This is a genomic window from Methylosinus sp. LW4 (genome assembly GCF_000379125.1).
Lineage (GTDB): Bacteria > Pseudomonadota > Alphaproteobacteria > Rhizobiales > Beijerinckiaceae > Methylosinus.
In genome coordinates this window covers 1,447,360-1,470,865 of sequence record NZ_KB900626.1, presented here as the reverse complement: position 1 = coordinate 1,470,865, position 23,506 = coordinate 1,447,360, and the positions used below count along the sequence as shown (strand labels likewise).

28 protein-coding genes and 1 tRNA gene are annotated in these 23,506 nt (G+C 65.3%); 9 read left to right on the top strand and 20 right to left on the bottom strand.

Annotation, left to right across the window (positions count from 1 at the left end):
* Nucleotides 1-22: 22 nt before the first annotated feature.
* Nucleotides 23-865, top strand: a complete 843-nt coding sequence (locus tag METLW4_RS0107540; protein ID WP_018265596.1) for a shikimate dehydrogenase — start codon at nt 23-25, stop codon at nt 863-865.
* Between the two features lie 56 nt (nt 866-921).
* Here METLW4_RS0107540 and METLW4_RS0107535 read toward each other — a convergent pair whose 3' ends face one another.
* Entirely contained in the window at nt 922-1,593 is a 672-nt protein-coding gene (locus METLW4_RS0107535; protein WP_018265595.1) for a phasin family protein, read from the bottom strand.
* A 173-nt stretch (nt 1,594-1,766) separates the two neighbouring features.
* Entirely contained in the window at nt 1,767-2,126 is a 360-nt protein-coding gene (locus tag METLW4_RS0107530; protein ID WP_026191334.1) for a phasin, read from the bottom strand.
* A 353-nt stretch (nt 2,127-2,479) separates the two neighbouring features.
* Between METLW4_RS0107530 and METLW4_RS0107525 the strand changes: the two genes are divergently transcribed.
* From METLW4_RS0107525 to METLW4_RS0107505, 5 genes are read left to right on the top strand one after another with little or no spacing between them, the layout of a single operon-like run.
* Nucleotides 2,480-5,275, top strand: coding sequence for a histidine kinase dimerization/phospho-acceptor domain-containing protein (locus METLW4_RS0107525; protein WP_018265593.1), 2,796 nt, complete (start codon nt 2,480-2,482; stop codon nt 5,273-5,275).
* A 38-nt stretch (nt 5,276-5,313) separates the two neighbouring features.
* Nucleotides 5,314-5,787, top strand: coding sequence for a nucleoside deaminase (locus METLW4_RS0107520; RefSeq protein WP_026191333.1), 474 nt, complete (start codon nt 5,314-5,316; stop codon nt 5,785-5,787).
* On the top strand, nt 5,784-6,551 hold the full coding sequence (locus METLW4_RS0107515; RefSeq protein ID WP_018265591.1) for a LamB/YcsF family protein: 768 nt from the start codon (nt 5,784-5,786) through the stop codon (nt 6,549-6,551). The genes METLW4_RS0107520 and METLW4_RS0107515 overlap by 4 nt, the downstream gene beginning before the upstream one ends.
* A 4-nt stretch (nt 6,552-6,555) precedes the next feature.
* The gene (locus tag METLW4_RS0107510; RefSeq protein WP_018265590.1) at nt 6,556-7,284 is read left to right on the top strand and encodes a 5-oxoprolinase subunit B family protein; all 729 of its coding nucleotides are present in this window, start codon (nt 6,556-6,558) and stop codon (nt 7,282-7,284) included.
* Nucleotides 7,281-8,300, top strand: coding sequence for a biotin-dependent carboxyltransferase family protein (locus METLW4_RS0107505; protein WP_018265589.1), 1,020 nt, complete (start codon nt 7,281-7,283; stop codon nt 8,298-8,300). Before METLW4_RS0107510 ends, METLW4_RS0107505 begins: the two co-directional genes overlap by 4 nt.
* 9 nt (nt 8,301-8,309) lie before the next feature.
* Here METLW4_RS0107505 and METLW4_RS27715 read toward each other — a convergent pair whose 3' ends face one another.
* The 6 genes from METLW4_RS27715 to ybgC form a co-directional block, all read right to left on the bottom strand.
* On the bottom strand, nt 8,310-8,789 hold the full coding sequence (locus tag METLW4_RS27715; RefSeq protein ID WP_157234976.1) for a hypothetical protein: 480 nt from the start codon (nt 8,787-8,789) through the stop codon (nt 8,310-8,312).
* Between the two features lie 306 nt (nt 8,790-9,095).
* Nucleotides 9,096-10,409: a Tol-Pal system beta propeller repeat protein TolB gene (gene tolB, locus METLW4_RS0107495; protein ID WP_018265587.1), complete on the bottom strand. Its 1,314-nt coding sequence runs from the start codon at nt 10,407-10,409 to the stop codon at nt 9,096-9,098.
* 55 nt (nt 10,410-10,464) lie between these two features.
* Nucleotides 10,465-11,733, bottom strand: coding sequence for a hypothetical protein (locus tag METLW4_RS0107490; protein WP_026191332.1), 1,269 nt, complete (start codon nt 11,731-11,733; stop codon nt 10,465-10,467).
* A 9-nt stretch (nt 11,734-11,742) separates the two neighbouring features.
* Nucleotides 11,743-12,192: an ExbD/TolR family protein gene (locus METLW4_RS0107485; RefSeq protein WP_018265586.1), complete on the bottom strand. Its 450-nt coding sequence runs from the start codon at nt 12,190-12,192 to the stop codon at nt 11,743-11,745.
* 15 nt (nt 12,193-12,207) lie between these two features.
* A complete protein-coding gene (gene tolQ, locus METLW4_RS0107480) occupies nt 12,208-12,945 on the bottom strand; it encodes a protein TolQ (RefSeq protein WP_018265585.1) in 738 nt (245 codons plus the stop codon).
* Between the two features lie 248 nt (nt 12,946-13,193).
* Nucleotides 13,194-13,613 (bottom strand): tol-pal system-associated acyl-CoA thioesterase, encoded by a 420-nt coding sequence (gene ybgC, locus METLW4_RS0107470; RefSeq protein WP_018265583.1) that lies wholly within the window; start codon nt 13,611-13,613, stop codon nt 13,194-13,196.
* 176 nt (nt 13,614-13,789) lie between these two features.
* Between ybgC and METLW4_RS0107465 the strand changes: the two genes are divergently transcribed.
* Nucleotides 13,790-14,608, top strand: coding sequence for a hypothetical protein (locus METLW4_RS0107465; protein ID WP_018265582.1), 819 nt, complete (start codon nt 13,790-13,792; stop codon nt 14,606-14,608).
* Between the two features lie 99 nt (nt 14,609-14,707).
* Nucleotides 14,708-15,550: a hypothetical protein gene (locus tag METLW4_RS24320; RefSeq protein ID WP_018265581.1), complete on the top strand. Its 843-nt coding sequence runs from the start codon at nt 14,708-14,710 to the stop codon at nt 15,548-15,550.
* Between the two features lie 58 nt (nt 15,551-15,608).
* Here METLW4_RS24320 and METLW4_RS27710 read toward each other — a convergent pair.
* Nucleotides 15,609-15,706, bottom strand: a tRNA-Pro gene (locus tag METLW4_RS27710).
* Between the two features lie 69 nt (nt 15,707-15,775).
* Here METLW4_RS27710 and METLW4_RS0107455 point away from each other — a divergent pair.
* The gene (locus METLW4_RS0107455; RefSeq protein WP_018265580.1) at nt 15,776-16,072 is read left to right on the top strand and encodes a hypothetical protein; all 297 of its coding nucleotides are present in this window, start codon (nt 15,776-15,778) and stop codon (nt 16,070-16,072) included.
* A gap of 84 nt (nt 16,073-16,156) precedes the next feature.
* Here the strand turns inward: METLW4_RS0107455 and METLW4_RS0107450 are convergent, their stop codons facing one another.
* The 11 genes from METLW4_RS0107450 to METLW4_RS0107395 all read right to left on the bottom strand — a co-directional run bounded on the left by METLW4_RS0107450 (nt 16,157) and on the right by METLW4_RS0107395 (nt 23,505).
* A complete protein-coding gene (locus tag METLW4_RS0107450; protein WP_018265579.1) occupies nt 16,157-16,369 on the bottom strand; it encodes a hypothetical protein in 213 nt (70 codons plus the stop codon).
* The gene (locus tag METLW4_RS0107445) at nt 16,366-16,713 is read right to left on the bottom strand and encodes a hypothetical protein (protein WP_018265578.1); all 348 of its coding nucleotides are present in this window, start codon (nt 16,711-16,713) and stop codon (nt 16,366-16,368) included. Before METLW4_RS0107445 ends, METLW4_RS0107450 begins: the two co-directional genes overlap by 4 nt.
* 15 nt (nt 16,714-16,728) lie before the next feature.
* Nucleotides 16,729-16,908 carry a hypothetical protein gene (locus tag METLW4_RS0107440; RefSeq protein WP_157234974.1) on the bottom strand — a complete coding sequence of 60 codons (180 nt, stop codon included), beginning with the start codon at nt 16,906-16,908 and terminating at the stop codon, nt 16,729-16,731.
* A 19-nt stretch (nt 16,909-16,927) separates the two neighbouring features.
* The gene (locus tag METLW4_RS0107435; RefSeq protein ID WP_018265576.1) at nt 16,928-17,203 is read right to left on the bottom strand and encodes a hypothetical protein; all 276 of its coding nucleotides are present in this window, start codon (nt 17,201-17,203) and stop codon (nt 16,928-16,930) included.
* 3 nt (nt 17,204-17,206) lie between these two features.
* Nucleotides 17,207-17,896 (bottom strand): hypothetical protein, encoded by a 690-nt coding sequence (locus tag METLW4_RS0107430; RefSeq protein ID WP_018265575.1) that lies wholly within the window; start codon nt 17,894-17,896, stop codon nt 17,207-17,209.
* Between the two features lie 280 nt (nt 17,897-18,176).
* Nucleotides 18,177-18,299 (bottom strand): hypothetical protein, encoded by a 123-nt coding sequence (locus tag METLW4_RS28755; protein ID WP_018265572.1) that lies wholly within the window; start codon nt 18,297-18,299, stop codon nt 18,177-18,179.
* Between the two features lie 6 nt (nt 18,300-18,305).
* The gene (locus METLW4_RS0107410; protein ID WP_018265571.1) at nt 18,306-18,566 is read right to left on the bottom strand and encodes a hypothetical protein; all 261 of its coding nucleotides are present in this window, start codon (nt 18,564-18,566) and stop codon (nt 18,306-18,308) included.
* Nucleotides 18,567-18,593: 27 nt separating this feature from the next.
* The gene (locus METLW4_RS24315; RefSeq protein ID WP_018265570.1) at nt 18,594-19,592 is read right to left on the bottom strand and encodes a hypothetical protein; all 999 of its coding nucleotides are present in this window, start codon (nt 19,590-19,592) and stop codon (nt 18,594-18,596) included.
* 147 nt (nt 19,593-19,739) lie between these two features.
* Nucleotides 19,740-20,960: an acyltransferase family protein gene (locus METLW4_RS27000; protein WP_157234972.1), complete on the bottom strand. Its 1,221-nt coding sequence runs from the start codon at nt 20,958-20,960 to the stop codon at nt 19,740-19,742.
* Nucleotides 20,961-21,040: 80 nt separating this feature from the next.
* Nucleotides 21,041-23,242, bottom strand: coding sequence for a phage head spike fiber domain-containing protein (locus METLW4_RS0107400; protein WP_043331766.1), 2,202 nt, complete (start codon nt 23,240-23,242; stop codon nt 21,041-21,043).
* 2 nt (nt 23,243-23,244) lie between these two features.
* A complete protein-coding gene (locus tag METLW4_RS0107395; protein WP_018265568.1) occupies nt 23,245-23,505 on the bottom strand; it encodes a spike base protein, RCAP_Rcc01079 family in 261 nt (86 codons plus the stop codon).
* Nucleotide 23,506: the final 1 nt, after the last annotated feature.

Genomic DNA, 23,506 nt, shown 5'->3' with positions numbered 1-23,506 from the left:
GAGAAAAAGCGGGGAGAAGCAGATGCATGGGCAGGACCGCTTTCTCCTCGCCGGCGTGATGGGCTGGCCGATCTCGCATTCGCGCTCGCCCAAAATCCACAATTACTGGCTCGCCCGCTATGGCCTCGCCGGGGCCTATGCGCCGCTCGCCATAGAGCCGGGGCGGCTCGCGGCGGCGCTGCGCGCTCTGCCGGCGCTGAATTTCTCGGGCTGCAATCTCACCATTCCGCATAAGGAGGCGGCGCTCGCCATCGTCGATGTCCTCGACGCCAGCGCGACGCGCATCGGCGCGGTCAATTGCGTGGTGGTGGAGGAGGACGGAACGCTCGTCGGCCGAAATTACGACGGCTTCGGCTTCACCGCCTCGCTGCGCGCCGCCGCGCCCATGTGGCGGGCGGACGCCGGGCCTGCGGTGGTGATCGGCGCGGGCGGGGCGGCGCGGGCGGTCATCGCCGGGCTCATCGATTCCGGCGCGGCGGAGGTGCGGCTGTTCAACCGCACGCTCGAGCGGGCGCAGAAGATCTCAGCGGATTTCGGCGCTCCGGTCACGGCGCATCGCTGGGAGGAGCGCGCCGAGGGCCTCGCCGGCGCCGGCCTGCTGGTGAACACGACGAATCAGGGAATGGTGGGCGAGCCGCCGCTCGATCTGCCATTGGATCGCCTGCCGGCGGAAGCGCTCGTCTCCGACATTGTCTATGCGCCGCTGGAGACGCCGCTGCTGGCCGCGGCCCGCGCCCGCGGCAATGTCGCTGTCGATGGGCTCGGCATGCTGATTCATCAGGCGCGGCCGGCGTTCCGCGACTGGTTCGGCGTCATGCCGGAGGCGACGCCGGAGCTGCGCGCGCTGATCGAGGCGACGCTGTAGGGATCAGAGCGCTCCGCCCGGCGCATTCGGCCGGGCGAGGAGCATTTTCGCGGGGCTCACGCCACAAAGGCGGAGACGGCGAAGCGGAAGGGCGACCAGCGGCTCGACAATTCCACCAGCTCATTGGCGCGCTTGAGGAAAGTCGTGTAGCGCTCGCTCGCGAAGCGCGATTGCGCCTCCAGCGCGTCGCCCACCGAGCGCGCCTGACCGAGGGCCAGCGCCAGATCGAGGACGGCGGCGGCGTTCTCATTCACGAGATCGAAAGTCTTCAGCGACCAAAGGCTCGGGTCGAGCGGCTCGGCCTTGGCGGGCGCGGCTTCGATCGTCGCGGCGATGATGGCCACGGGCGCGGCCGGAGCCTCGGAGATCGGCTCTGCGACGACATCGAGGACGGGCTCCGCGATCGTCTCGAGGACAGGCTCAGCCACAGTCTCGAGCGCTGGCTCCGGCGCAATGTCGAAAACGGGCTCCGGCGCGGTCTCGGTAGGGACATCGATGGCGGCGGGCTCCGCCGGCGTCAGCGCCAGCTCGACAGGCTCCAGCGCCGCGGTCACGGCCTCGATCTCGGCGGCCTCCAGAGCGGCGGCGACGGCGTCGATCTCGACGGGCGACGCAGCCTCCAGCGGGGCCGTCTCGGGCTCGTCGTCGTCCAGCGCGTCCTTGAGGGTGATCGGCGGCTCCTTCGGCGGCGTCGGGCGCTTGGAAGAACCTCTCGTATGGGTGGCCATCGCTTCGGGCTCCTTTCGTGCTGGTGTCGGCAGTTTGATGTCGCGCCCGAATCGCCTTCGGCGCTCGAAGCTCCGCGGAAACGCCGCTCTACTCGACGCTGCCTCTACTCACGACGCGCCGCAGCGCGCTTCGTCGAGGCGCCGCGCGCCGAAGGCGCGGCGCCGTCGGCAAATCACTTGCCGGTCGTCGCTTTTTGCAGCGCGGCGCCGAGATCCTTGGCCTGGGTCTGAATCGCCTCGACCTGGCTCTTCACATACTCCGCTTGCAGCTGGAGCACTTCCTGGGGGTCTTTCGCGCGCAGCAGCTTCTGCGCGAGGTCGAAGGCCGCGTTCACATTGGCTTCGGCGTAGCCGAGCGCCTTGGCGCTCACATCCTTGGCCCCGACCTGGAAGGTGGCGGTCGTCGTCTCGACGGAGCCGATCGCCTTATGCGCGGCTCCGGCGAATCCCTCGAACGCCTTGCGCGCCTGCTCGACGCTCTTCTCGGCGAAGTCGCGGACTTCGTTCGGTATCTGGTAGATCGGTTCGCTCACGAATGCTTCCTTCTGGTCGGGTCGGCTGCGCCGCCCGTCGGCCGAAGAAGGGGCGCCGGCCGACCGCCTGCGGCCGTCCATCGCGCATCGCGATCGGGACAGGCGCCGCCGAGCCGAATATGGCTCAACTCATGTTGCATTGCAACATAATTATGGTCTAGGGGCGGCGCGTCCGTTCATCATGAATCGCCGAAGCTTGTTAAAATGTCCTTCGCCGCATAGACCAAGCCGTAACGAACCTTTAAGTTTCATTTAACCGATCCTTCACCTTCGATCGGCCGCGACGCGCGTTCCGCGCCGTTTTGTTCCGCGCCGCTTCCGGCGCTTGTCGCGTCTGAAGAGGCGCTGTCGATATGAGCGAGCACGACAGGATCGAGAGCGAGGCGTTCGCCGCGCAGATCGGCGCCGATCCGGCCTTCGCCGCGCTCGAGGCGTCCGGCGCGCCGATCGTGGCCGCCGCTGGCGAGCCGCTGGCGATCGTCTACGCCAATGAAGCGGCGATTTCCGTCTTTGGCGGCGATCTGGTCGCGCTCGGCGACCGGCTGTTCCGTGGGAGCGAGCCCGGCGCGCGCCGGCTGCGCGAGCTCGCCGCGGCCGAGAGCCACGCCGCCGCGCCGCGGCTCGAGCGGCTGCGCTTCTCCTTCGGTCCCATCGCGCAGACGGCGACCGTTCTGTGCCGCAGGCTGACGGCCGAGGAGACGGGGCCGATCTTTCTGGTCGCAATGCTCGGCATGCGCTCCGCCGCGAGTGAGACTCCGCTGGTCCGGCCAGAAGAAGCTCCTGTCTCGGCGGCCGTGATCGCCGCGCCGGAGGCTGTGGCCGAACCTCCGGCCGCCGCTCCATCTCCGGCGGCTCCTGCGATCGAGCCGCCGCCCGCCCGTCCGCCGCGGCCGGAACGCTTCCTCTGGCGCTCCGACGCGGAGGGACGGGTGCTCGACGTCACCGCCGCGCTCGCCGATGTGGTTGGGCGCGAGAATGGCGACATCGCCGGACGCTTGTTTCTCGAGCTGGCGAGCCGGCTGCGGCTGGCGCCGGATGATCGTCTCGCCGACGCCTTCGCCTCGCGCCGTTCCTGGAGCGGGGTCGAGCTCGATTGGCCGCTCGACGGCGGCGGGGCGCGTGTCCCGGTGACGCTCGGCGCTCTGCCCATCTTCGACGATGGCCGCCATTTCGGCGGCTATCAGGGCTATGGCGTGCTGCATGTGGATCGGCTGCGCCACGAGCCCGAGTCCAATTCCGAGCCCGAGCCAGAGCCGGATGTTGCTCCGCCGGCGGAAGAGCCCGCCGCCGCGCTGGAGCCGCCGGCCGAGGCCGCGCCCCTGGCCGAGGCGGAGCAGACGTCGGCGCTCATCGGCGCCAAGATCGTGCCGCTGCGGCCGCTGCCGCGCCTCGAGGAGGCCGCCGCCTCCATCGGCGAGTCGCTGTCGCCGAGCGAGCGCACCGCCTTCGACGAGATTGCCCGCGCGCTCGCCTCCGCCGCGCAAAAGCCGGCCAAGGGCTCGGTGCGCGATTTGTTCGAGACGATCGAGCAGGCGACTGGGCAGCAAGCTTCCGGCGGGCAATCCGCGGGGCAGGCGGCCGCCGTCTCGGCGGAGCCCGAACCTGTCGAGGAGCATGAGCCCGCGCCGATCCACGAGGCTCTGCCCTCCAATGAGAATAGCGCCTTTCCCGGCGACCTCTCGCGCGCCGCGGCGCTGCTCGATCGCCTGCCGATAGGCGTGATGGTCGCGCGCGGGGCGGAGGTGCTCTACGCCAATCGCACGCTGCTCGATTATCTCGGCTATGGCGACGCCGCCGCTCTGGCGGAGGAGGGCGGCGCGACGCGGCTCTTCGCCGGCCGGCGTCCGCCGACCGCGGCGGACGGAACCGCCGCCGGCGTCGTCGAGGTGCTCGACTGCGACGGCGAGCCGCTGGAGGCGGACGTTCGGCTCGAGCCGATCCAATGGGACGGCGTGGTCGCCACCCTCGTCACGCTGCGCAGCGCGCAGCAATCTATCGCCGCGCCGGAGAGCGCGCGCGCCGGCGCCTTGCGCAAGGAGCTGGAGAGCCGCCGCCATGAGGCGGAGGAGCTGCGCGCGACGCTGGACGCAATGGGCGACGCCGTCGTGGTCGTGGACGCCGAGGGCAGGCTGCGCAGCGTCAACGCCGCGCTCGGCCAACTCATCGGCGGCGAGCCGCGCGCGCTGCTCGGCTCCGGCCTCGCCTCGCTGTTCTGTGACGGCGATCAAGGCGTGGTCGCTGATTTTCTCCGTCGCCCGACGAGCCGCGATCTCGGCGAGGGGCTGCAGGTGCAGGCGCGCGCGCGCAATGGTCAGCTCATTCCTGTGCAGCTGACGCTGGCGCCGCTCGGCCCGCCGCCGGAGCAGAGGCGTTGCGTCATTCTCCATGTGATCCGCCGCCGCAGCTCGGACGACGAGCTCGAGGCCGCGCGCCGCGAGGCGGAGCGCGCCAGCGCAGCCAAGACCGATTTCCTGGCCAAGGTCAGCCATGAGATCCGCACGCCGCTCAACGCCATCATCGGCTTCGCCGAGGTGATGATGGAGGAGCGCTTCGGCCCGCTCGGCAATGAGCGCTACAAGGAATATCTCAAGGACATCCACACATCGGGCGAGCATGTGCTGAGCCTCGTCAATGATCTGCTCGATCTCTCTAAGATCGAGGCGGGCAAGTTCGAGCTGGACGTCGAGCGCATAGACGCCAACGCCGTCATTTCCGAATGCGTGTCGATCATGCAGCCGCAGGCGAACCGCAGCCGTGTGGTGATCCGCCTGTCCTTGTGGCCGCGCCTGCCGCGCATCCTTGCCGACGGCAGGTCGCTGCGGCAGATATTGCTCAACCTTCTGTCCAATGCGGTGAAGTTCAACGAGGCGGGCGGGCAGGTGATCGTGTCGAGCGCCTTGACCGACGCCGGATATGTGGTGATCCGCGTGAAGGACACAGGGATCGGCATGTCCGAGACCGAGATCGAGACAGCGCTCGAGCCCTTCCGCCAGATCGGCTCGTCGCGCGGCGGCACGGGCCTCGGCCTGCCAGTGACGAAAGCGCTGATCGAGGCCAATCGCGCCTCCTTCTCGATCAAGAGCCGAAAGAACCAAGGGACGCTGATCGAGGTCGCCTTTCCGCCGCCGCAGGTGCTCGCGGCGGAATAGCGAGGCCCCGCCGGCGCCGGGCCGGAAAGGGGATTTCGATGAGAGCGTCGGATATCGTCTGCATGGATGAGGCGTTTCGCTTGGCGAAGAAGAGCTTCGACGAGGGCGGCCTGCCGATCGGCTCCGTTCTCGCCGAAGGGGACCGCATACTCGGCCGCGGCCATAATCGCCGCGTGCAGCAGGGCGATCCGATTCTGCATGGCGAGATGGATTGCCTGCGCGACGCCGGACGCCGCGCCTCCTATCGCGAGACGACGCTCTACACGACGCTCTCTCCCTGCATGATGTGCGCGGGGACGATCGTGCAGTTCAAGATTCCGCGCGTCATCGTCGGCGAGAACAGGAATTTCGGCGGCAATGAGCAGTTTCTCCGCGACCATGGCGTCGAGGTGATCCTGCTCGACGATGCGCGTTGCCGGGAATTGATGCGAGACTATATCGCGGCCAATCCGTCCATCTGGAACGAGGATATCGCCGAGGATGCGCCGCGCGAGGGAGCCGGGGGACAGTGACAGTCGATCTCAACGCCGATCTCGGGGAAGGATTCGGAGCCTGGCGCATGGGCGACGACGAGGCCATGCTCGATCTCGTCACCTCCGCCAATGTCGCCTGCGGCTATCATGCCGGCGACCCCGACATAATGGCGCGCTGCTTCACGCTGGCGAAGGCGCGCGGCGTCGCCATTGGCGCGCATGTGTCCTTTCCCGATCTCGCGGGCTTCGGCCGCCGGCGCATTCCCTATTCCGCCTCGGAGGTGGAGCGTCTCGTCGCCTATCAGATCGGCGCGGCGCAGGCGCTCGCGCAATACAGCGGCCATCGCCTCACTTATGTGAAATGCCATGGCGCGCTCGCCAATGTCGCGGAGGTCGAGCCGGAGATCGCGCTCGCCGTGGCGCAGGCGACGCGCGCCGTCGACGCCAGCCTCACTCTGCTGGCCATCGCCTGCAGCGAGCAGGTGGCGGCGGCCGAGCACGCCGGCGTCGCCATCGCGCATGAGGTGTTCGCCGATCGCGCCTATCTCGATGACGGACGGCTGAAGCCGCGCGGCCAGAAGGGCGCCGTGATCGACGACCCGGACTGGGCTGCGGCGCGCGCGTTGGCCATGCTCGAGGAGCAGGCGATCGTCACCGAGAGCGGCAAGCGTCTGCCGACGCCGATCGACTCCATCTGCGTGCATGGCGACACGTCGCACGCCGTCGATATGACGCGGCGCCTGCGTGCGGCGCTGGAGCGCGCAGGCTATCAGCTTCTGCCCTTCGCGCCCTCGGAGACATGAGGCGATGCGTTACGACGCGCCGCGTTGTCTCGACGCCGGCGAGGCGGCGCTGGTGGTCGAGTTGGGCGACAGCGTCGATCCCGCGATCAGCGCCGAGGTGCTTGCGCTCGACGCTGCTCTGCGCGCCGCGCCGCTCACTGGAATCCTCGAGACGGTTCCGACCTATCGCTCGCTGATGATTCATTACGATCCGCTGGCGCTCGCCCGCGCCGCGCTCGTCGCTCATGTCGAGGCGCTGGAGAGAGCGGCGCAGGAGAGCGCCGCGCCGGGCGTCCGCTGGGTCATTCCCTGCTGCTACGCGCCCCCGCATGGCGAGGATTTGGCGGCGGCGGGCGAAGCCTTGTCGCTTTCGCCCGAGCGTATTGTGGAGCTTCATTCGGGAGCCGATTTTCGCGCCTATATGTATGGCTTCGCGCCGGGCTGGTGCTATCTCGGCGGCCTGCCTTCGGCGCTCGCCGTTCCGCGCCGCGCCTCCCCGCGCGGGCCGACGCCGCGCGGCGCCGTGCTCATCGGCGGCGGCCTCTCGCTCATCGGCGCCGATCCCATGCCGACCGGCTGGTATGTGCTCGGCCGCACGCCCGAGCGGCTCTTCGCGCCGAGTCGTAATCCCTCTTTTTTTGTCGAGGTCGGCGATGCGCTGCGTTTCGAGCCGATCGACGAAGTGACATTTCGCGCGCTCGAGGAGAAAAGCGCGCGCGGCGAGATGATCGCGCGGCGCGAGGCCTCCGCATGAGCGCGCGGCTGATTATTCGCGCGGCGGGGCCGGGCGTCACTCTGCAAGACGCCGGGCGGCGCGGCAGCCTGCGCTTCGGCGTCACGCCGGCCGGGCCGATGGACGCCAGCGCCTTCGCCGCCGCCAATCTCGCGGCGGGAGCCGCTATGGGCGCAGCGGCGATCGAGGTCTCGCTCGGCGGAACGGAGCTGACGGCGGAAGGCGAGACGATCGGCCTCGCCATCGCCGGCGGCGCGTTCGATATTCGCCTCGATGGCGCGCCGCTTCCCGCCGCTTGCGCTCTCGCGCTGGAGCCCGGCGCGCGTCTCGTCATCCGGGCGGGGCGAAGCGGGGCGTGGTGCTATGTCGCCATCGCCGGCCGCATCGATCTGCCGCCGACTCTGGGCTCGCTCGCCACCCATGCGCGCGCTTTCATGGGCGGGCTCGAGGGGCGGGGATTGCGCGCCGGCGATGTTCTGCCGCTCGCCGATCTCGCCCCGCCGCCGCGAGAATTGCAGGCGCTCGAGGCGCCCTGGCTCGCCGCTGGGAAGGAGCCGATCCGCGCCGTGCTCGGACCGCAGACGGATTATTTTTCGCAAGATGCGATCGACGAATTTTTATCGGCGCGGTGGCGGGTGGGGCAGCGCAGCGACCGCATGGCCTATCGGCTGGAGGGCGCGCGCCTTTCCCACGCGAAAGGGCATGACATTGTCTCGGATGGCGTGGCGCTCGGCGCGATCCAGGTTCCGGGCGACGGCGCGCCGCTCGTGCTGATGGCCGATCGCCAGCCGACCGGCGGCTATCCGAAGATCGCCAATGTCATCGGCGCCGATATCGGCCGTCTCGCGCAGCGGCGGCCGGGGGATGCGTTCTCCTTTGCCGCGGTATCGATCGAGCAGGCCGTCGCGGCGCGGCGGGCGCTGAGCGAGGCGATGGCCGCTGGCGTGCGGCTGCGCGCCGTTGGCGGGGACATTTCGACGGAATTGCTGCTGTCCGCCAATTTGATCGGCGGGGTTACCGATGCGCGATGCGACTAGTCGGGGGCGTCAGGCGAGCCAAGCCGGCCGTTTTCTCTTTTCGCGCGGCGCCGAGCGGCGATAGCCATCGAACAAATGGCCGCCCAGCTGATCGAGCAGTCGTAGAAGCTCAGCGACACTTTCACTCGATGCGCCATGAACGTGGGCTTGAGCCACGACGCCTTCCAGCCGTTCTGCGAAGCCCGAGTCACACTCGCGCAGAGACCTCGCGAGATGCTTGCCGGATGCAGAGAAGCGTGTCGACCGTCTCAGCCGCAGTTCGCCCATTTTCTGATAGAGCGCGTATAAGATCGACCTTTGCTCGTGTATCGGCCGGTCTCCGCGCAGATCGTCGACGAGATCGCTGATCGAATATCGCAGATCGTCGATCGCCGCCTCGTCCAGCTTATCGGGTCCATTGACGAGCAGTCCTCGCGCATAGTTCTTCAGGGCAAGCGAGCGTTCGCTTTCGACGGGAATGCTCACGCCCGTCGCCACCATGTCGATCATCGCGGCGTGAGCCGCAGCGTGATCGTCGTCGAGAAAGGCTTGGATCGTCTCCAGGTCATGGACGAAAGCTTCGATCGGAACGCCGTCGAACCAGAATGATTCGCGCCACGCCGATTCGAGGGAATCGAAGATGACAACGAGATCGAGATCAGACCAAGGCGCGCCGCTCCCGCGTATAACGGAGCCTGCGGCGATGCAGAAGCTCGCGCCAGCATATCGCGACGCAAACAAAGCGTCGGCGACCGCGAGCGCCTTCTCTCGGGAAATCGCTTGCATTGCTATCCTCGACGAGCCTTCCGGGACGCTTCATTCCTGCAACGGCCCCCACGACGGATCGGACGCGTAGGACGGCGTCGGCACGGGGAATTCCGAGCGGCCAAAAATATCGACCATGAAAATCTTCGCGCCGCCGCTGCCTCCGGAATCGCGGAAGAACATCAGGAACAGCCCATTCGGCGCCCAGGTCGGGCCTTCGTTGTGAAAGCCCTCGGTGAGGATGCGCTCGCCGGAGCCGTCCGGCTTCATCACGCCAATGCCGAAGGAGCCGGAGGATTGCTTGGTGAAGGCGATGTAATCGCCCTTGGGCGACCATACCGGCGTCGAATAATGGCCCTGGCCGAAGGAGATGCGACGCGCGCCGCCGCCGCCCGCGCCCATCACGTAAATCTGCTGCGAGCCGCCGCGGTCGGATTCGAAGACGATCTCGCCGCCGCTCGGCGAATAGGAGGGCGAGGTGTCGATGGCGTTGGTGTCGGTGAGCCGCGTCGTCGTGCGCGAGCGCAAATCCATGGCGTAGAGATTGGTGGCGGCGCCCTGCGACAGCGACATCACGATCTTCTGCCCGTCCGGCGAGAAACGCGGCGAGAAGGTCATGCCAGGAAAATTGCCGACCACCTCGCGCTGGCCGCTTTCTATGTTCAGCAGCAGCACCTTCGGATCGGCGGAGCCGAAGGACATGTAGGTGACGTCCTGCGAGGAGGGCGAGAAGCGCGGCGTGACGACGAGCTCCTCGCCGCGAGTCAGATAGCGCACATTGGCGCCGTCCTGATCCATTATGGCGAGGCGCTTGCGGCGATGCTCCTTCGGACCGCTCTCGTCGACGAAGACCACGCGCGTGTCGAAGAACCCCTTCTCGCCGGTGATGCGCGTGAACACCGCATCCGAGACGAGATGCGCGACGCGGCGCATATTGGCGGAATCGGTGACATATTGCTGGCCCGCCGCCTGCTCGCCGGTGGAGACGTCGAAGAGGCGGAACTCTGTTTTGAGCCGTCCGTCCGGGCTGCGTTGCGAGCGGCCGGTGACGACATATTGCGCATTGAGCGTGCGGAAGAGATCGAGATTGGGCGTGGCCTCGGAGCCGGCGGGCTCCGGGACGGCGCCCGGCTCTATGGGGCGCAGAAAGACCGAGCGCTTGAAATTATTGACGACGACGCTCGTCACTATGCGCGCCGCCTCGTCGCCCGAGAAATTCGTCACCGCGACGGAGACCGGCTGAAAGCCGCCGCCCGCGCGCAGATCGAGCACGCGCGCCGCGCGCGCCGGCGCGGCGAGGAGAGGCGAGAGGGTCGCGCCGGCGAGAATATGGACGGCCGAGCGGCGGTCGATGTGAAACGTCATGAGAGGGTGGTCCTGGGCGTTTTCGAATTTTCGAAGGCGAAGAGAATGACCGTCGCTACATATCCTCCCTCATGTCCAATTCCGTGACGCGCCAATAATCGTAATAGGGCGCGAAGGCGGCCGGAATCGGCATGGGGCTGCAGCGGCGCACGGCGCCGAGCGCCTGCTCGCCGCGGCTGTGCTCGACGGGATCGGAGGAGGGGTTGAGCAGGCGCGGCGCGCCCTCCAGCGCGCCCTCCCGCGACAGGCGGAATTCCACACGCGGCACATAGCTCTGCGCATTGATCGACAGCGCCGCTTGCCAGCAGCGGCGATAGTGATCGACCGTATAGGCGTCGATCTGCGCTTGCAGCGTCGGCGACATGCGCGGCGCGCTCGCCGTCGGCGCGCCGAGCGAGGCGGTCTTGGTGAGATCGGCGCCGGTCGCGGCGCGGCGTTGCGGCGCCTCATGGCTCAAGAGATTGGCGATATTGGCCGCGTCGAATTTCGATTTGGGCGCGGCCTCGTCGCCGGATTTCGGCTTGGCCGGCGGCTTGTCGGATTTCTTCTTCTCGTCGGAGTCGCTCGGCGCGCCCTTTTCGGCGGCCTTCTTCTTCTCGAGGAGCTTGGCCACCTCATCGACCTTCAATTGCTTGGTCGCCGGCTCCTTCGGCTTGGCCTCTTCCTTCTTGGCCTCTTCCTTCTTGGGCTCGTCCTTCCTGGGCTCTTCCTTGGGCTTCGGCTTCTCGGGAGGCTGCGGCGTCTCCTTGGCCTCCTTCTCGGGCTTCGGACGCACGGGGGGCTTGGGCTTCACCACCTCGGCCTCTTCCGGCTCCTCGCGCTCGGGCGGCGTCGGCGCAGGCTTGGCGCGTTCCGGCTTGGGGGGCTCGGGCTTGGGAGGCTCCGCCTTGGCCGGCTGCGGCTTCGGCGGTTCCGGCTTGGGCGGGGTCGGGCGGAGCGGCGGCTCAGGCGTCGGCGGCAGAGCGGCGACCCGCTTGGGAGGAGGCGGGGCTTCGGGCTTGTCCTCCGGCTCCTCGAGCCGCGGCTTCAGCGGCGGGGGCGGGGCGGCGACGTCCTTCTTGGCCTCGGCGAGCGGCGGCAGCGGCTTGGTCTCGTGCTGCTCGGCGATCTTGTCGGCGCGCTGAACGGGCTTGATCTCCTTGGCGGCCTTCTCGCCCTTCATCACCTGATTGAGCTGCGCATCCGTGACGATATCGACCGGCACGGTCTCCTGCGCATCATCGAATTTCTTCGTGTCCGAAAAGGCGATGAGCGTCGCCAGCAGCAGTCCGGCATGGACGGCGGCCGATACGATGAGGCCAGGTTCGGAACGCGAGGGCTTCAACGCTTCCCCTCACTTCTTGTCCACTTCGGTCACGAGAGCGACCTTCTTGTAGCCGGCGCTCGTCACCATCGACATGATCTCGGCGACGCGGCCGTAATTCACCGTCTTCGAAGCGCGCATATAGATGCGCTCGTCGAAGCCCGCTTTGGCGGTCTCCTTCAGACGGTCGAGCAGCTGGCCGATCTCGATCGGCTGATCCATCAGAAAGATCTGCCCCTTGTCGTCCACGGCGATGGACAGCGGCTTCTGATCGATATTGAGCGGCCCGGCCTTGGTCTGCGGCAGGTCGACGGCGACGCCAGTGGCGAGCAGGGGCGCCGCCACCATGAAGATGATGAGCAGCACCAGCATCACGTCGATGAAGGGCGTCATATTGATCTCGGCCATGGCGCCGTAGCGCGGCGTTCCGCGCCGGCGGCGTCCCGAGCCCTTGCGTCCTGCGGCGACCGACGCTCCCATTTCCGGCGCTCCCGCTCAGGCCGCGCGATCGCGGCCGGACTGGCCGGCGTGCTGATCGATCTGGCGCGACAGAATGGCGGAGAATTCGTCGGCGAAGCTCTCGAGCCGCGCCTGCGTGCGGGCGACGTCGCCCTGCAGCTTGTTATAGGCGACCAGCGCCGGAATGGCGGCGAAGAGGCCGATGGCGGTGGCGAGCAGCGCCTCCGCAATGCCGGGCGCGACGACCGCGAGCGAGGTGTTCTTGGAGGCGGCGATGGAGCGGAAGGAGGTCATAATGCCCCAGACCGTGCCGAACAGTCCGACGAAGGGGCCGGCCGAGGCGACCGTCGCCAGCACCAGGAGATTGGATTCGAGCTTCTCGACCTCGCGGGCGATGGAGACGTCCAGCACTTTGTCGATGCGCGCCTGCAGTCCCATGAAGGAGGCGCCGGCGTTCTGGAAGGAGCGCTTCCACTCGCGCATGGCGGCGATGAACAGGCTGCCCATGCCGGCCGCAGGGCGCTCCTGCAGCTTGGCGTAGAGATCCTCGAGCGAGGAGCCGGACCAGAACACTTCCTCGAAGCGGTCCATGGCGCGGCGCGTGCGCGAGAACAGCAGAACCTTGTTGACGATGATCGCCCAGCACCAGACCGAGGCCAGCAGCAGGCCGACCATCACCAGCTTGACGACGATATGCGCGCCCCAGAACATGCCCCAGATGGAGACCTCGGCGGCGGCGCCGGAGAGCGGGGCGGCGATTTCGGCTGGATTCATGAAAGTCGTCCTCGGAAGTCGCGGGGTCGGCGGCGAAACTCTGGCGGCGAGCGGCGGAAATCCTCGGCTCCCGCCCGCGCCGGGACTAGAGGCGCGGATAAAGGCCAATCACGTCGCGCTCGCTCCCGCAGCGCCGCGCCGAAGGCTGTGGGGCAAGAGCGGTATGGAGCGCGAATCCGCCGAGATTTTGTCCTGGATGCGCCGCACAATCGGAAAATATGAGTGGAAGGCTTAAGGGACCGTAAAGGTCACGCGCCGCGCGGGCTGGCGACGGAGAGGAACTTCGCCCGCACATCGGCCGGCATGCGGCGCGGCCGGCCGCCTTCGACCGCGGCGATTCTCACTTGGGCCGAAACCAGCGGCTCCTCGCCTCGCATGACGCGCTGGTCGAGATCGAAGGAGGCGCCGGACACTTCGCGGACGATCGTCTCGACGATGAGGGAATCGTCCATTTGCGCGGGCTTGCGGAAATCGATCGTCAAGGCGCGCACGACGAAGAACAGTCCGCCTTGCGCCTCCAGCAGCTCGCGCTGGCCGAGGCCGAGATCGCGCAGCAGCTCGGTGCGGCCGCGCTCCATGAAGCGCAGATAAGAGGCGTGGTAGACGAGACCGGAGAAATCCGTGTCCTCGTAATAGACGCGGACGGCGAGAGTGTGCGTATGGGTCATTTCGCGCGCGCAGGATCACTGGAGGCTCTGCTATACAGCAGGCCGCCGCGTCTCGCATCCCTCAGATCCCGAGAGATCGGCGCGGTGGGTGCGCTGCGGCAGGGCCGGTTGCGCTTCAATATATAATTCTGATACATATCGATGCGTCGCAGGCGTGTCGAGGCTGAGAAGGGTCGATGAACAAAGAGCTTTGCATCCTCGTCTGCGGCGTCGGGGAAAGGGCCTCGGCGGTGGCGAGGCGTCTGATCGGCGAAGGCTACGCCACCGTGCTCCATCAGGAGCGGCCGCCGCGGGCGCTGCGGCGGCGCATGTGCTACGCCGACGCCTGGTTCGACGGCGTCGCCGCCCTGGGCGGCGTCGAGGCGCGCCGCGCCGACCGGCCGACGGAATTTCTCTGCGGCATGCAGACCCGGCAATTTCTGCCGCTTCTGCTGCGGCCTTTCGACGAGGTGGTGGAGCGCTGGCCCTGGGACGTCATCATCTCCGCGCCGGACCATGACGGCCGCCCGGCCCGATCTATCGCCAATGTGGCCGAGCTGACGATCGGAGTCGGCTCCGGCTTCGTCGCCGGCGCCGATTGCGATCTCGTCATCGAGACCGATGGTCTCGATCCGGGCGCCGTGCTGCGCGCCGGAGACGCGCCGTCGAGCCGCCGCGAGGCGGATCGCCTCGCGCTCGACTATTGGGACGTGATCGCGATGTCGGAAGGCGCGCTCGCCGCGCGCAAGACGATCGGGGAGCGCGTCGAGGCGGAGGAGATTTTGGGCTTCATCGGCGAGGAGCCGGTGCGCGCCCCGGTCGCCGGCCGAATCAGCGGGCTGGCGCGGCCGGACCAGACGGCGCCGGCTGGCGCGCCGATCGCGGAGATCGCGACATCGGACCGCGCGCCCGTCGCCGGCGTTTCCGACCGCAACAAGCTCATTGCCCGCGGCGTCTCCTTCGCCGTGGAGATGGAGGCAGGCGGCTGGACGCCGGTCTCGATCGGCTCGCGCTGACGTCTTTCCTGTAATAAGCTCCGGCGCATATTTTTTTGCGCCGGCGATCGATTTGGCGTTCAGCCGTCGAGAGGCGGCGCGCCGCGCGGATTTTTCGTCATGAGACCTTTTTTCTCGCTGACCTTGCTGGTCATCGTCAGCCTCGCGCTCGGCGCGGCCCCGCGCCTGTGGAATTTTGCGCTGGCCGCCCTCAACGATCCCGAATGGCTGCCCGCGCTCGCCGCCGATTCGCCCGTGCATTTCGAGCCGGCGGCCGAGGGCTGCGCCACCATCGTCGGCCGCATGCTGCCGGAGGCGATTCGCAGTGTCGAGGATGCGCATGGACGCCCTTTCGCCAGAACGCCCATCGTCGGCGTCTATGGCTCTTATGATAATTACGCCAAGGCCAATGGCGCGGGCGATCCCCGCATCGCCGCAGTCGCCTTGTCCGGCCGCGTCGTGCTCTCGCCGACCCTCTGCGGCGCGGAGAGCGCCCGCCTCGCGCCGGTGCTGACGCATGAGCTCTCGCACGCCCACTTCTTCGGCTGGCGGGGATTATGGGCGGAGCGTCCGCCGAGCTGGTTCGTGGAAGGCCTCGCGGTCATGATCTCGGGCGGCGCCGGCGCGGAGGAGATGAGCGAGGAGGAGGCGAGGGCGCGCATTCGCGACGGACATGCGCTCATCATGAGCGAGCAGGGCGTCTGGCGGGATTTTTCGTCCATCGCCTTCGCCGAGGAGCGTGGCGACAATTTCGCGCGATTCGATCTCGTCTATCGTCAGCGGCTGGCCTTTCGCCAAGCCGCGATGTTCGTGGCCTGGCTGAAGGCGCAGGACGAGGCGGGCTTCGCCGCGCTTTTGCGGGGGCTGGAGGAGGGGAAAGGATTCGCCTCGGCTTTCGCGGCGGCGTTCCGCGCCGATCTGCCGACGCTGTCGCGGAATTATCTCGCGACCATCGGCGGATGATGGCGCGCTCGGCGCGGGCCGAGTCGCTATACCCTTGAAGATCTATGAAAATTTTGGTCGGAGTGAGAGGATTCGAACCTCCGACCCCCTCGTCCCGAACGAGGTGCGCTTGCGCAATGCTATTGATTTCCAATCATATTTATTGCGCTCGGCCCCTGAATGTTCGCGCTCGGTTCCGGTCATTCGGGGGCCAATCAGGGGCCGCTTTGTGATAGGCTGGACGCCATGGATGATCCTGCCCCGCTCCGCTGGCGCCGCACCTCTTTCACGCGCCTCGATGGCTCGATCGAGGTCGCGCCAGACGACTGGGTCCTGAAAGAGCCGGGCTGGAGCTATGGGCGCATCTATCGGATTGTCGGCGGCCCGATGCACGATCACTGGTTTTGGGCGGCCTATCACCATGATCCGAATGGCCATCCGCTCAACGGCGGAGCCGGCGACGCCCCAGACGGCCGCGCCGCCCGAGAGGAGGTCGAGCGGCGCCAACCCGAGGAGGTGAGAGCGCGGATCACGAGAGGATAATCCCGAGCAAGCCATCCGACGGACGCAAAAAGCCCCGCCGGCGTTTGGCCGACGGGGCTGTGATTTGCAAAAAGCGCAAAGAACTCAGGTCACGCCGCCCATGTCGCGCACATCGCCGCCCGAGGCCTCGGCCTCCGCTGGCCGCGGCTCCTCAAGAAAGGCCACATCCCGCGCCGCCGCGACCGCCTGGCGCGCGGCGAGGATCCGCGCGCGAAGGACGGGGCCGGGGTCGAGATCGAGCAAGGCGTTCAGCCTGTCCTTGATCTGGGCCAGTTCGGCGGCGAGGGCGGCGGTCATTGCCGGCGAAACCAGGGGATTTTCATAATCGACAGGCCGAATTTCGTCCGCTCGATCATCCAGCGGCAAAAGTCGATCCCCGTCAGCCCGAGCACGAAGCCCGTGAATCCTGGGATAGCGTCCGCCTGGATCATCTCCGGGTCGAGCCCCACCTCGCGATAGACCCAGGCGAGCCCCGCGCCGACCAGCGGCGCAAAGATCGGCGTGCCGACGAAGGCGAAGGCCCCGCCCGCCGCGCCGGCGACGGCTCGCAGCGGCCATGGGCCATTGAACAATAGGGCGGCCACTCCGGCCCCCGCCGCCGATCCGATGATCGGCGCCACATGATAGGCGTCGTTCGGCATTCCCCCGATTCCCCCTCAGCCCTTGACCTTCATTCCCCGGCACACGCGCGCCTCGGCGTCGAGGCGCGAAAGATCATTGACGATCGCGAGCCCGCTTTTGTCGGGATGCGCCTCGGCGTAATCCGCCGCGCGATCGAGCGCCGCGTCGGACAGCGGCGCTGGACATATCGGCGCGAGCTTGCGCTGTATTTCCACGCGTCGCGCCGCCGGCGCGCTATTCGTGGCCCGCACTGCCAGCGTCGGAGCCAGTCTTGCGGGCGCGCAGCCGGAGAGCGAGCTCGTGAGCATCGGCAGCAGCGCCAGGCAGAGCGCTACGCGCATCGGCGATTTCTGCGACCACATCGGATGTTTCCTCCGCGGCCTCGGCGACCGCCGCTTCTTCGTGGGTGGCGACGCGATCCTCGTCCTGGCGCTTTCCTCGGAGCGCGTCGAAGACGGCTCCGAGGATGCTGGCGAGGATGGCGCCGACCGCGGATGCGATGGCGCTCATGGGTCAGCTCGCGCCCAGCGTCGAGGCGCTGGCCGTCGCCGGGATGACATTGAGCGCCGAGAGCCGCGCGATGATCAGCGGCTCGAGATTGTCGCCGGCCCATTTCTGAATTTTGGGCTCGTAATCGACGATCCATTCCAGCGCCGCCGAGATCACTGCATTGGAAACTTTGATATCAGCCTCCTTGCCGCGGACCGCGCCCTCGACGCTGGCGAGCGCATAGTCCACGGCCTTGGCGATCACATCATTGGTCAAAAACGTCCGCACATAGGAGGGCAGAAAGCTTTTGACGCCCCACGAGACCACCGCGAGGAAGATCGAGCCGCTCGTCGCTAGCAGGCCAGCGAGCCAATCGCCCCAGGGGATGGAGACAGAGGGCGAGCTCGCCGTCGACGCCGCCGCCTCGGCCGCATGAGCCGCGCCGCCGAGGGCGAGCAGCGCCAGCACGCCGAGCGTGAAGCACGCGGTGCCGACGATGATGCGCACGCGCGAACGATGCGCAGTCTCGGCGATGCGAACGACGAAGGCGCCGATCTCCGGCGCGAAGATGAGCGCGGCGAGCGCGGTCATGGCGCCGATGATGACGAGGCCGACGATCGGCCCATAGATGAGGAGCAGCGCGACAAACAGAGAGGCGAAGAAGAGCGCGAAGGCCGAGGAGGGGCTATTCGCGCGAGCGATCAGTGCTTTCATGATCCATTCTTTCGATGATGATCGGCGGGAGGCCAATTCGCGATTGTGCGCGGCCCCGCCGGGACGCCGCGCGCGCGAAAGGGATCATTTCGGTGACATCACCGAAATGATTGTCTAAGGATCAGTTGAAGCTCTGGCCGGTGATGGCGAGCCACGCGACATTCAACAGCGGCGACACCAGCACGAACGCGATGAATGCGAGCACGGCGAGCGCCACGCGCTTGAGATTTTTCGACATGTGAGAGCTTTCAGTTGTTGAGCGCCAGTTGAGAACTGCGCGCTACTCCGGCACGCCGAAGCGAACGGCGTAGAGGATGGCGGGGAGAAGCTTGACGAGATAGATCGCAGCGAACGCCGCGCATGCGCTCGCCACGATCAGCAGCACATCGCGATCGTCCGGCATTAGCGCTCAATCGCAGTCGAGCGGCAGATTATATCGAGGCACATAGGCCTTTTGCTCATCGCGCCAAACCCATTTGCACTCGCGAAGTTCTTGGTCCTCTTTCCGCTCGCGCCACACTCTGACGCCGACGAGCGCGACCAGACCCGCAGCGGCGATCATGATCGGCGCCTGCGCGGGCGGATAGTTGTCGCCAATGCGAAACATGGCGAGCGCGAGCGCGATTCCCGCGGCAAAAGTCGGGACGATGACTTCGAGAAATTTGCCCATGACGGACTCCTTTCGAGATTGCGCGCCTCACGCGGCGCGTTTTTCGGGCGCTTGAAGAATTGCGAGGAAGCGCTGCCGCGCTGCGGCGCGCGCCGCGAGGCCTTCATCGCCGCCTTGGATGCGCCGCGTCTGCAAAGCGACATCGCCGCTGTCAGCCGGCCCGACGGCGTTCAGCAGCACGAAGAGCGCGCATGCGCATTCGAGCGCGCTGTCCGGCGCGACGAGCATGTCCGGCACAGCTTCGGCGGAGACGCCGAGCTCCTTGGCGAGCATCTCGCCCTTTTCGCGGCCGGTCGACTGCAGCATTCCATGGCCGCGGAAATTCCAGCCGTCATCCGTGCCGACGCGATTGCCGAGCCGGCCGTTGTAGACCTTATTGGCGAGCGCCTTCGGATTATGCGCGAAAGGCATGGCCTCATAGACGCTCTTGAAGCGCGTCGGCCAGACTTCGACGATGCGCTGTGCGCGATAGTCCATGCTCTCTTCGAGCGTCGTGAAACCGCTCGTCTCGACGCTGATATGCGCGAGGATCGTCGCCTGTCGCGAAGGCGTCGTCAGCCGCCATCGCGCGAATTGCTCATCCGCATGGAGCGCGACCATATCGACGATCGACGCCTTCGCGCGCGGGCATACGGCATAGATCGCCGCATCCCAATCGATTGCGCCGACGAACGCCCGCGCTGCTGTCGAGGCGCCGTGCACGATAGTGATCTGCCTCGTCTGCGTCGCGCTCCATTTGGCGAGCGCATCTCGCGTCGCCGCGCCGGCGCGTCCGTCTATGGCGCCGCGATAGAGTCCGGCGTCGCGCAGCATGATCTGCTCATAGGCGATGAGCAGCCGCTCGGCGCTCCACGGCGCCGCAACACCGCCGAGAGCGGCCTGCACGGCGGCATAGATCGCCGCGCGCGTTGCCGGGCCGAGCGCGCCATCTTCGGCGATTGTCGCGCCCTTGGCGTTGAGCGCCCGCTGAATCGCGCGCACGTCGAGAGACCCCGCGGAAGCCGCGGCGGCGGAGATGGTCGACATGTCTTGCCTTTCAGGGAGAGATCAGGGGAAACTCATGCATTCCGTGCACGAGTTCACACCCCCACAAACGATGTTAGGGCGTGTGGGGCTCTTTTAGCCCATATCGACCGCCGTGATCCGCTGGGCGGTCACGGCGGTCGCCAAAACCTAGACGCTTTCTTTTATCGTTTCGGCGGCAATCTCGCGCCGACCGCTCAGCTTTTTAGCGATACGTCTTCCGTTTTCGATTCCTGGCAATTCAACGAGAACGTGCAATGCCGCTGCAATAAATACAAGCAATGTTGCGCACATAGCGACCACTAGCCAATGATTGATTGGAGCTATCTGAGCAAAATCAGAGACTCTTTTAGAAGAAAAAACAATCGCAAAAACGATGCCCTGCAAAATATAAATTCCAAAACTGATATTTCCTAACCGGCGCGCCGGAGTGGACGACAATATTCCAAACAATGTCGCTCCAGACAAAATCATATAGAAGACAAAACCTAACAGAATGCACTGATACGGTGCGTAAGCCGTCGTGAACTCAAGCCATATATACGCAATAATTCCTAATATTATAGTGTCGAGAACGTAACTATTAAATCTAATTAAAATATTAGCTCGCTCAAGTGACGCCCCCATCATTCCAATAAGAAAGAACATCATGCATTGAAGCTCTTTGTGCCTTCCCATAGGATCTACGTCGGTTGACAGATATGCAAAAATTCCGGTAATCGCTGCAGAAATAAGTAAAATAGAAACTAGAATATTCCTAGAAAAAATAGCTAATACAAAAAGGCTTATATAAAATTTCCACTCGAACGCCAGCGTCCAGGTGACGCCTGCAAGTATCTGCCACGTATTCTTGTAGCCGTTAATGTCTCGTCCATCTACCGCGCCCAAGAGCAACCAAGCTCCAATCTCTTTGATAATAACCGATAAATTTTCGCGCAACAAAAAATCTGTCTTTACGCCAACTATTAACACCATAGCAGCTATGGCTATCAAATATAGAGGGCCGATACGGAATAGTCGTCCTATATAAAGCTTAATCCAGTTTGGCCGGCCGCCGTCATCGAGTAATTTCCCCCAAAATAAATATCCGGTAATCATAAAAAACAATACGACTCCGCCCTCGGCCAAAAGCGTATAAACCGGAGATACAGGCTCCTTACCCCAACTGCCGTCGATTATGTAACGATGATATAACGCGCCATGGCCGAAGAACACTCCAAATGCTAAAAATCCACGTATCCCATCCAATGCCTCTTGCCTTCGCATATTGGTCCCAGGAAGACCGTCAGCACCGCAAAACAATGGGCTCGATATTATCGCCAGGATAGCCGCCATGGTCACGAAATAGGGCCAGATCGGATAAAAATTCACGAAACACGCTCCTCGTTGGCACTTCTCACTCCCATTGATGCGGCATCTTCTGACAAGAGGCAAGCTCGTGCGCAGTTGCGTCAGAAATCCGGCGCGGTTTTCGCCGCGCCGTAAGCCGACCCAGCGCCAGAGTCGTCGGTGTATAGGTAGTATTCTCCAACGCCGGGGACTTCGAATAGCGACACGTTGCCCGTATAATATATGCCATGACCATAAAACAGCGGGCCGTTGTTATAATAGGTCCAGTTTACGCCGTCGGCGGACACCGCATATCCGATTTCCTGCCCAGATGCGTGCTCGGTAAAACCAAAAATGGCCGAATACGTCATCTCATAGAAGCCGTGCTTATTCTTCGAAATCCAGGGGTCGATTATCCCGCTGCGGTAGCGGTCCCATTGATTGGCAGATGGCGCGCCGAGCGCGACGCCGCCGTATGTCCACGTCACGCCATCAGGCGACGTAAAATATACGATCTTCGTGGAGACGTTGCCATTGTCGCAGCAATACAGGTAATAGGTCGAGCCTATTTTTATGACTGTCGGCAGTCCTGGGTTGGATGCATTGGCGGACGGTCCAATGACCAGCCCGTATTTTGTCCACGTCTGCCCATCCGCAGACGACTTTATCAGCCCAATGCCCCACGCGCCGGTCGTCGGGCCGGCGGAGGAACATGCACTGTAATAGGCCCAGAGCGTCCCGTCCCCTTGAGGCGACGGAATAATATCCGGGTGTAGCAAATAATTGTCATCCCATTGACCGGCGGAATGTGTAATAGCCGGGTTGCTCGCAGCCGGCGTCCAGGACAATGGCGGATTTGTGCTCGTATAGAGCGCCAAATTGATCCAGTTATTAGCGGACGAGGGGGCTGCTTGAGTCAATGCGAAATACGTCGATCCTATTTTTGCATTCTCACGCGCGTATGGGTTGCCTACGCCATTGGAATTATACGCGCCTGTATTCGCTGCGGTTATCGGGTTAGATGCATAGGGTGAAAAATTGCCGAAATCCCGAAACGGCGGCACGGATGCGGTGGTCGGCCAGATCGGATTTGGAGATGTGAAATCATGAGAAGTCCCGGTCGGAATAAAACCGGGGCTCATCACAGCTCCGAATTGGGGGCTGGATTTCTTTTTCTTCCACGCGACAAGAGCATCTATGCCGCCCCCCCATTGCTCAGCGAAGGCAAATGGAGCCTGTGGAGATCGCGACTGCGTATCGCCCGCTACAGTGCCGTTGAGAGCGATCACGCCGCCAGCGCCATCCCAGGCAAGACCGACATTGTTTTGATAGGCCCACGCGCCGACATTGCTGCTGTTGAGCGTAGCCCCCGCCGCCGTCGTCGCGAGATTGGCGGCGCTCACGCCGAGCAAGGATACGCCGTTGGCTTTGAGCAGCGTCGCCGCGGTCGATCGTCGGCCCGAGCCGGTAATCAGACTCACAGAGCCAGCAGCCCCGGAAAGCATCGAGGCGAGTTGAGCCTTTGGAGCGCACGACACAGCGGCGCGAGCCCCTTGAGACGCGCTTGACGGGATGTAGGGCGTTGCGGCAGCGCCCAACTCGACTTGCGCGCCCCACGCCAAAAACGAGACGCTACTCGCACCGCTGCCGAGGGCCGGAGTATAGCCTACGACAATCTGGCACGAGGCCGACGCGACCATCGTCGCACTCACGGACACCCGCTGCCACGCGCCCGACAAAATGACGAGCGTCGCGGTTGTGTTTGTCCCGTCGTAAATGGCGAGGGCTATTTGGCCGCCCTTATCGGCAGCGCTAAACGCTTTGACCCATATTGACGCAGTATAGACGGCCACAGTCCCGGTGAACTGCTGATATGCCTCTGCATATGAGGTCGTGTTGCTCCTATTTACGGTGATTTTTGCCGCGGTTGTCGTCCCGTCCGGCGCGACGCCAGCGGCCGCCACGCGCGCGACGGAGCCCGTCCCGCTCGAGAATGTAGACCATGGGGATGTGCTCAAATCATCGGAATGCAGCAACAAATTGGTCGCCGCCGGCCACGTCGATCCATAGCCGGCGCTCGATATGGCGGGCACGTCGTTTGCGACGTAGGAAACCGCCCCATTGGCGTCGGTCACAGTCTCCGCGCTGGCGCGCGAAAAAGTGAATAGGTCGGAAAACGCCACGAAACCCGCGCCACGCGCCCAGTATTGCTGCGTCGCGAAATTGAGCACGAGGTCTGCGTCCGCCGGGCCGAATGGCGCCGCAGGCACGCCCTGAGAAAGGGCGACTCCCGCCGAGGTCAGAGAAAGATCGATCCCGAGCATGGTCACTCCCACCCGATGAGCGTCGCCGTCGTGCCATTGGCGAGCAGGCGCACGCCGCGGAACGGCAAGATCGCGAACTGGTTGACGTTGTAGGCGACGTCATTTCCTGCGGCGTCGCGGATCACCGCGACGCCGCCGACATTGACGTAGACGGCGCGCGGGATCACCGCGAGGTCGGCGGTGTCCGACGCGACGAGCGTGAAATGCTTCGTTCCTGGGCTCGAGAGGCCCTTTCCGAAAGAGGAAAAATTATCGGCGCCCATG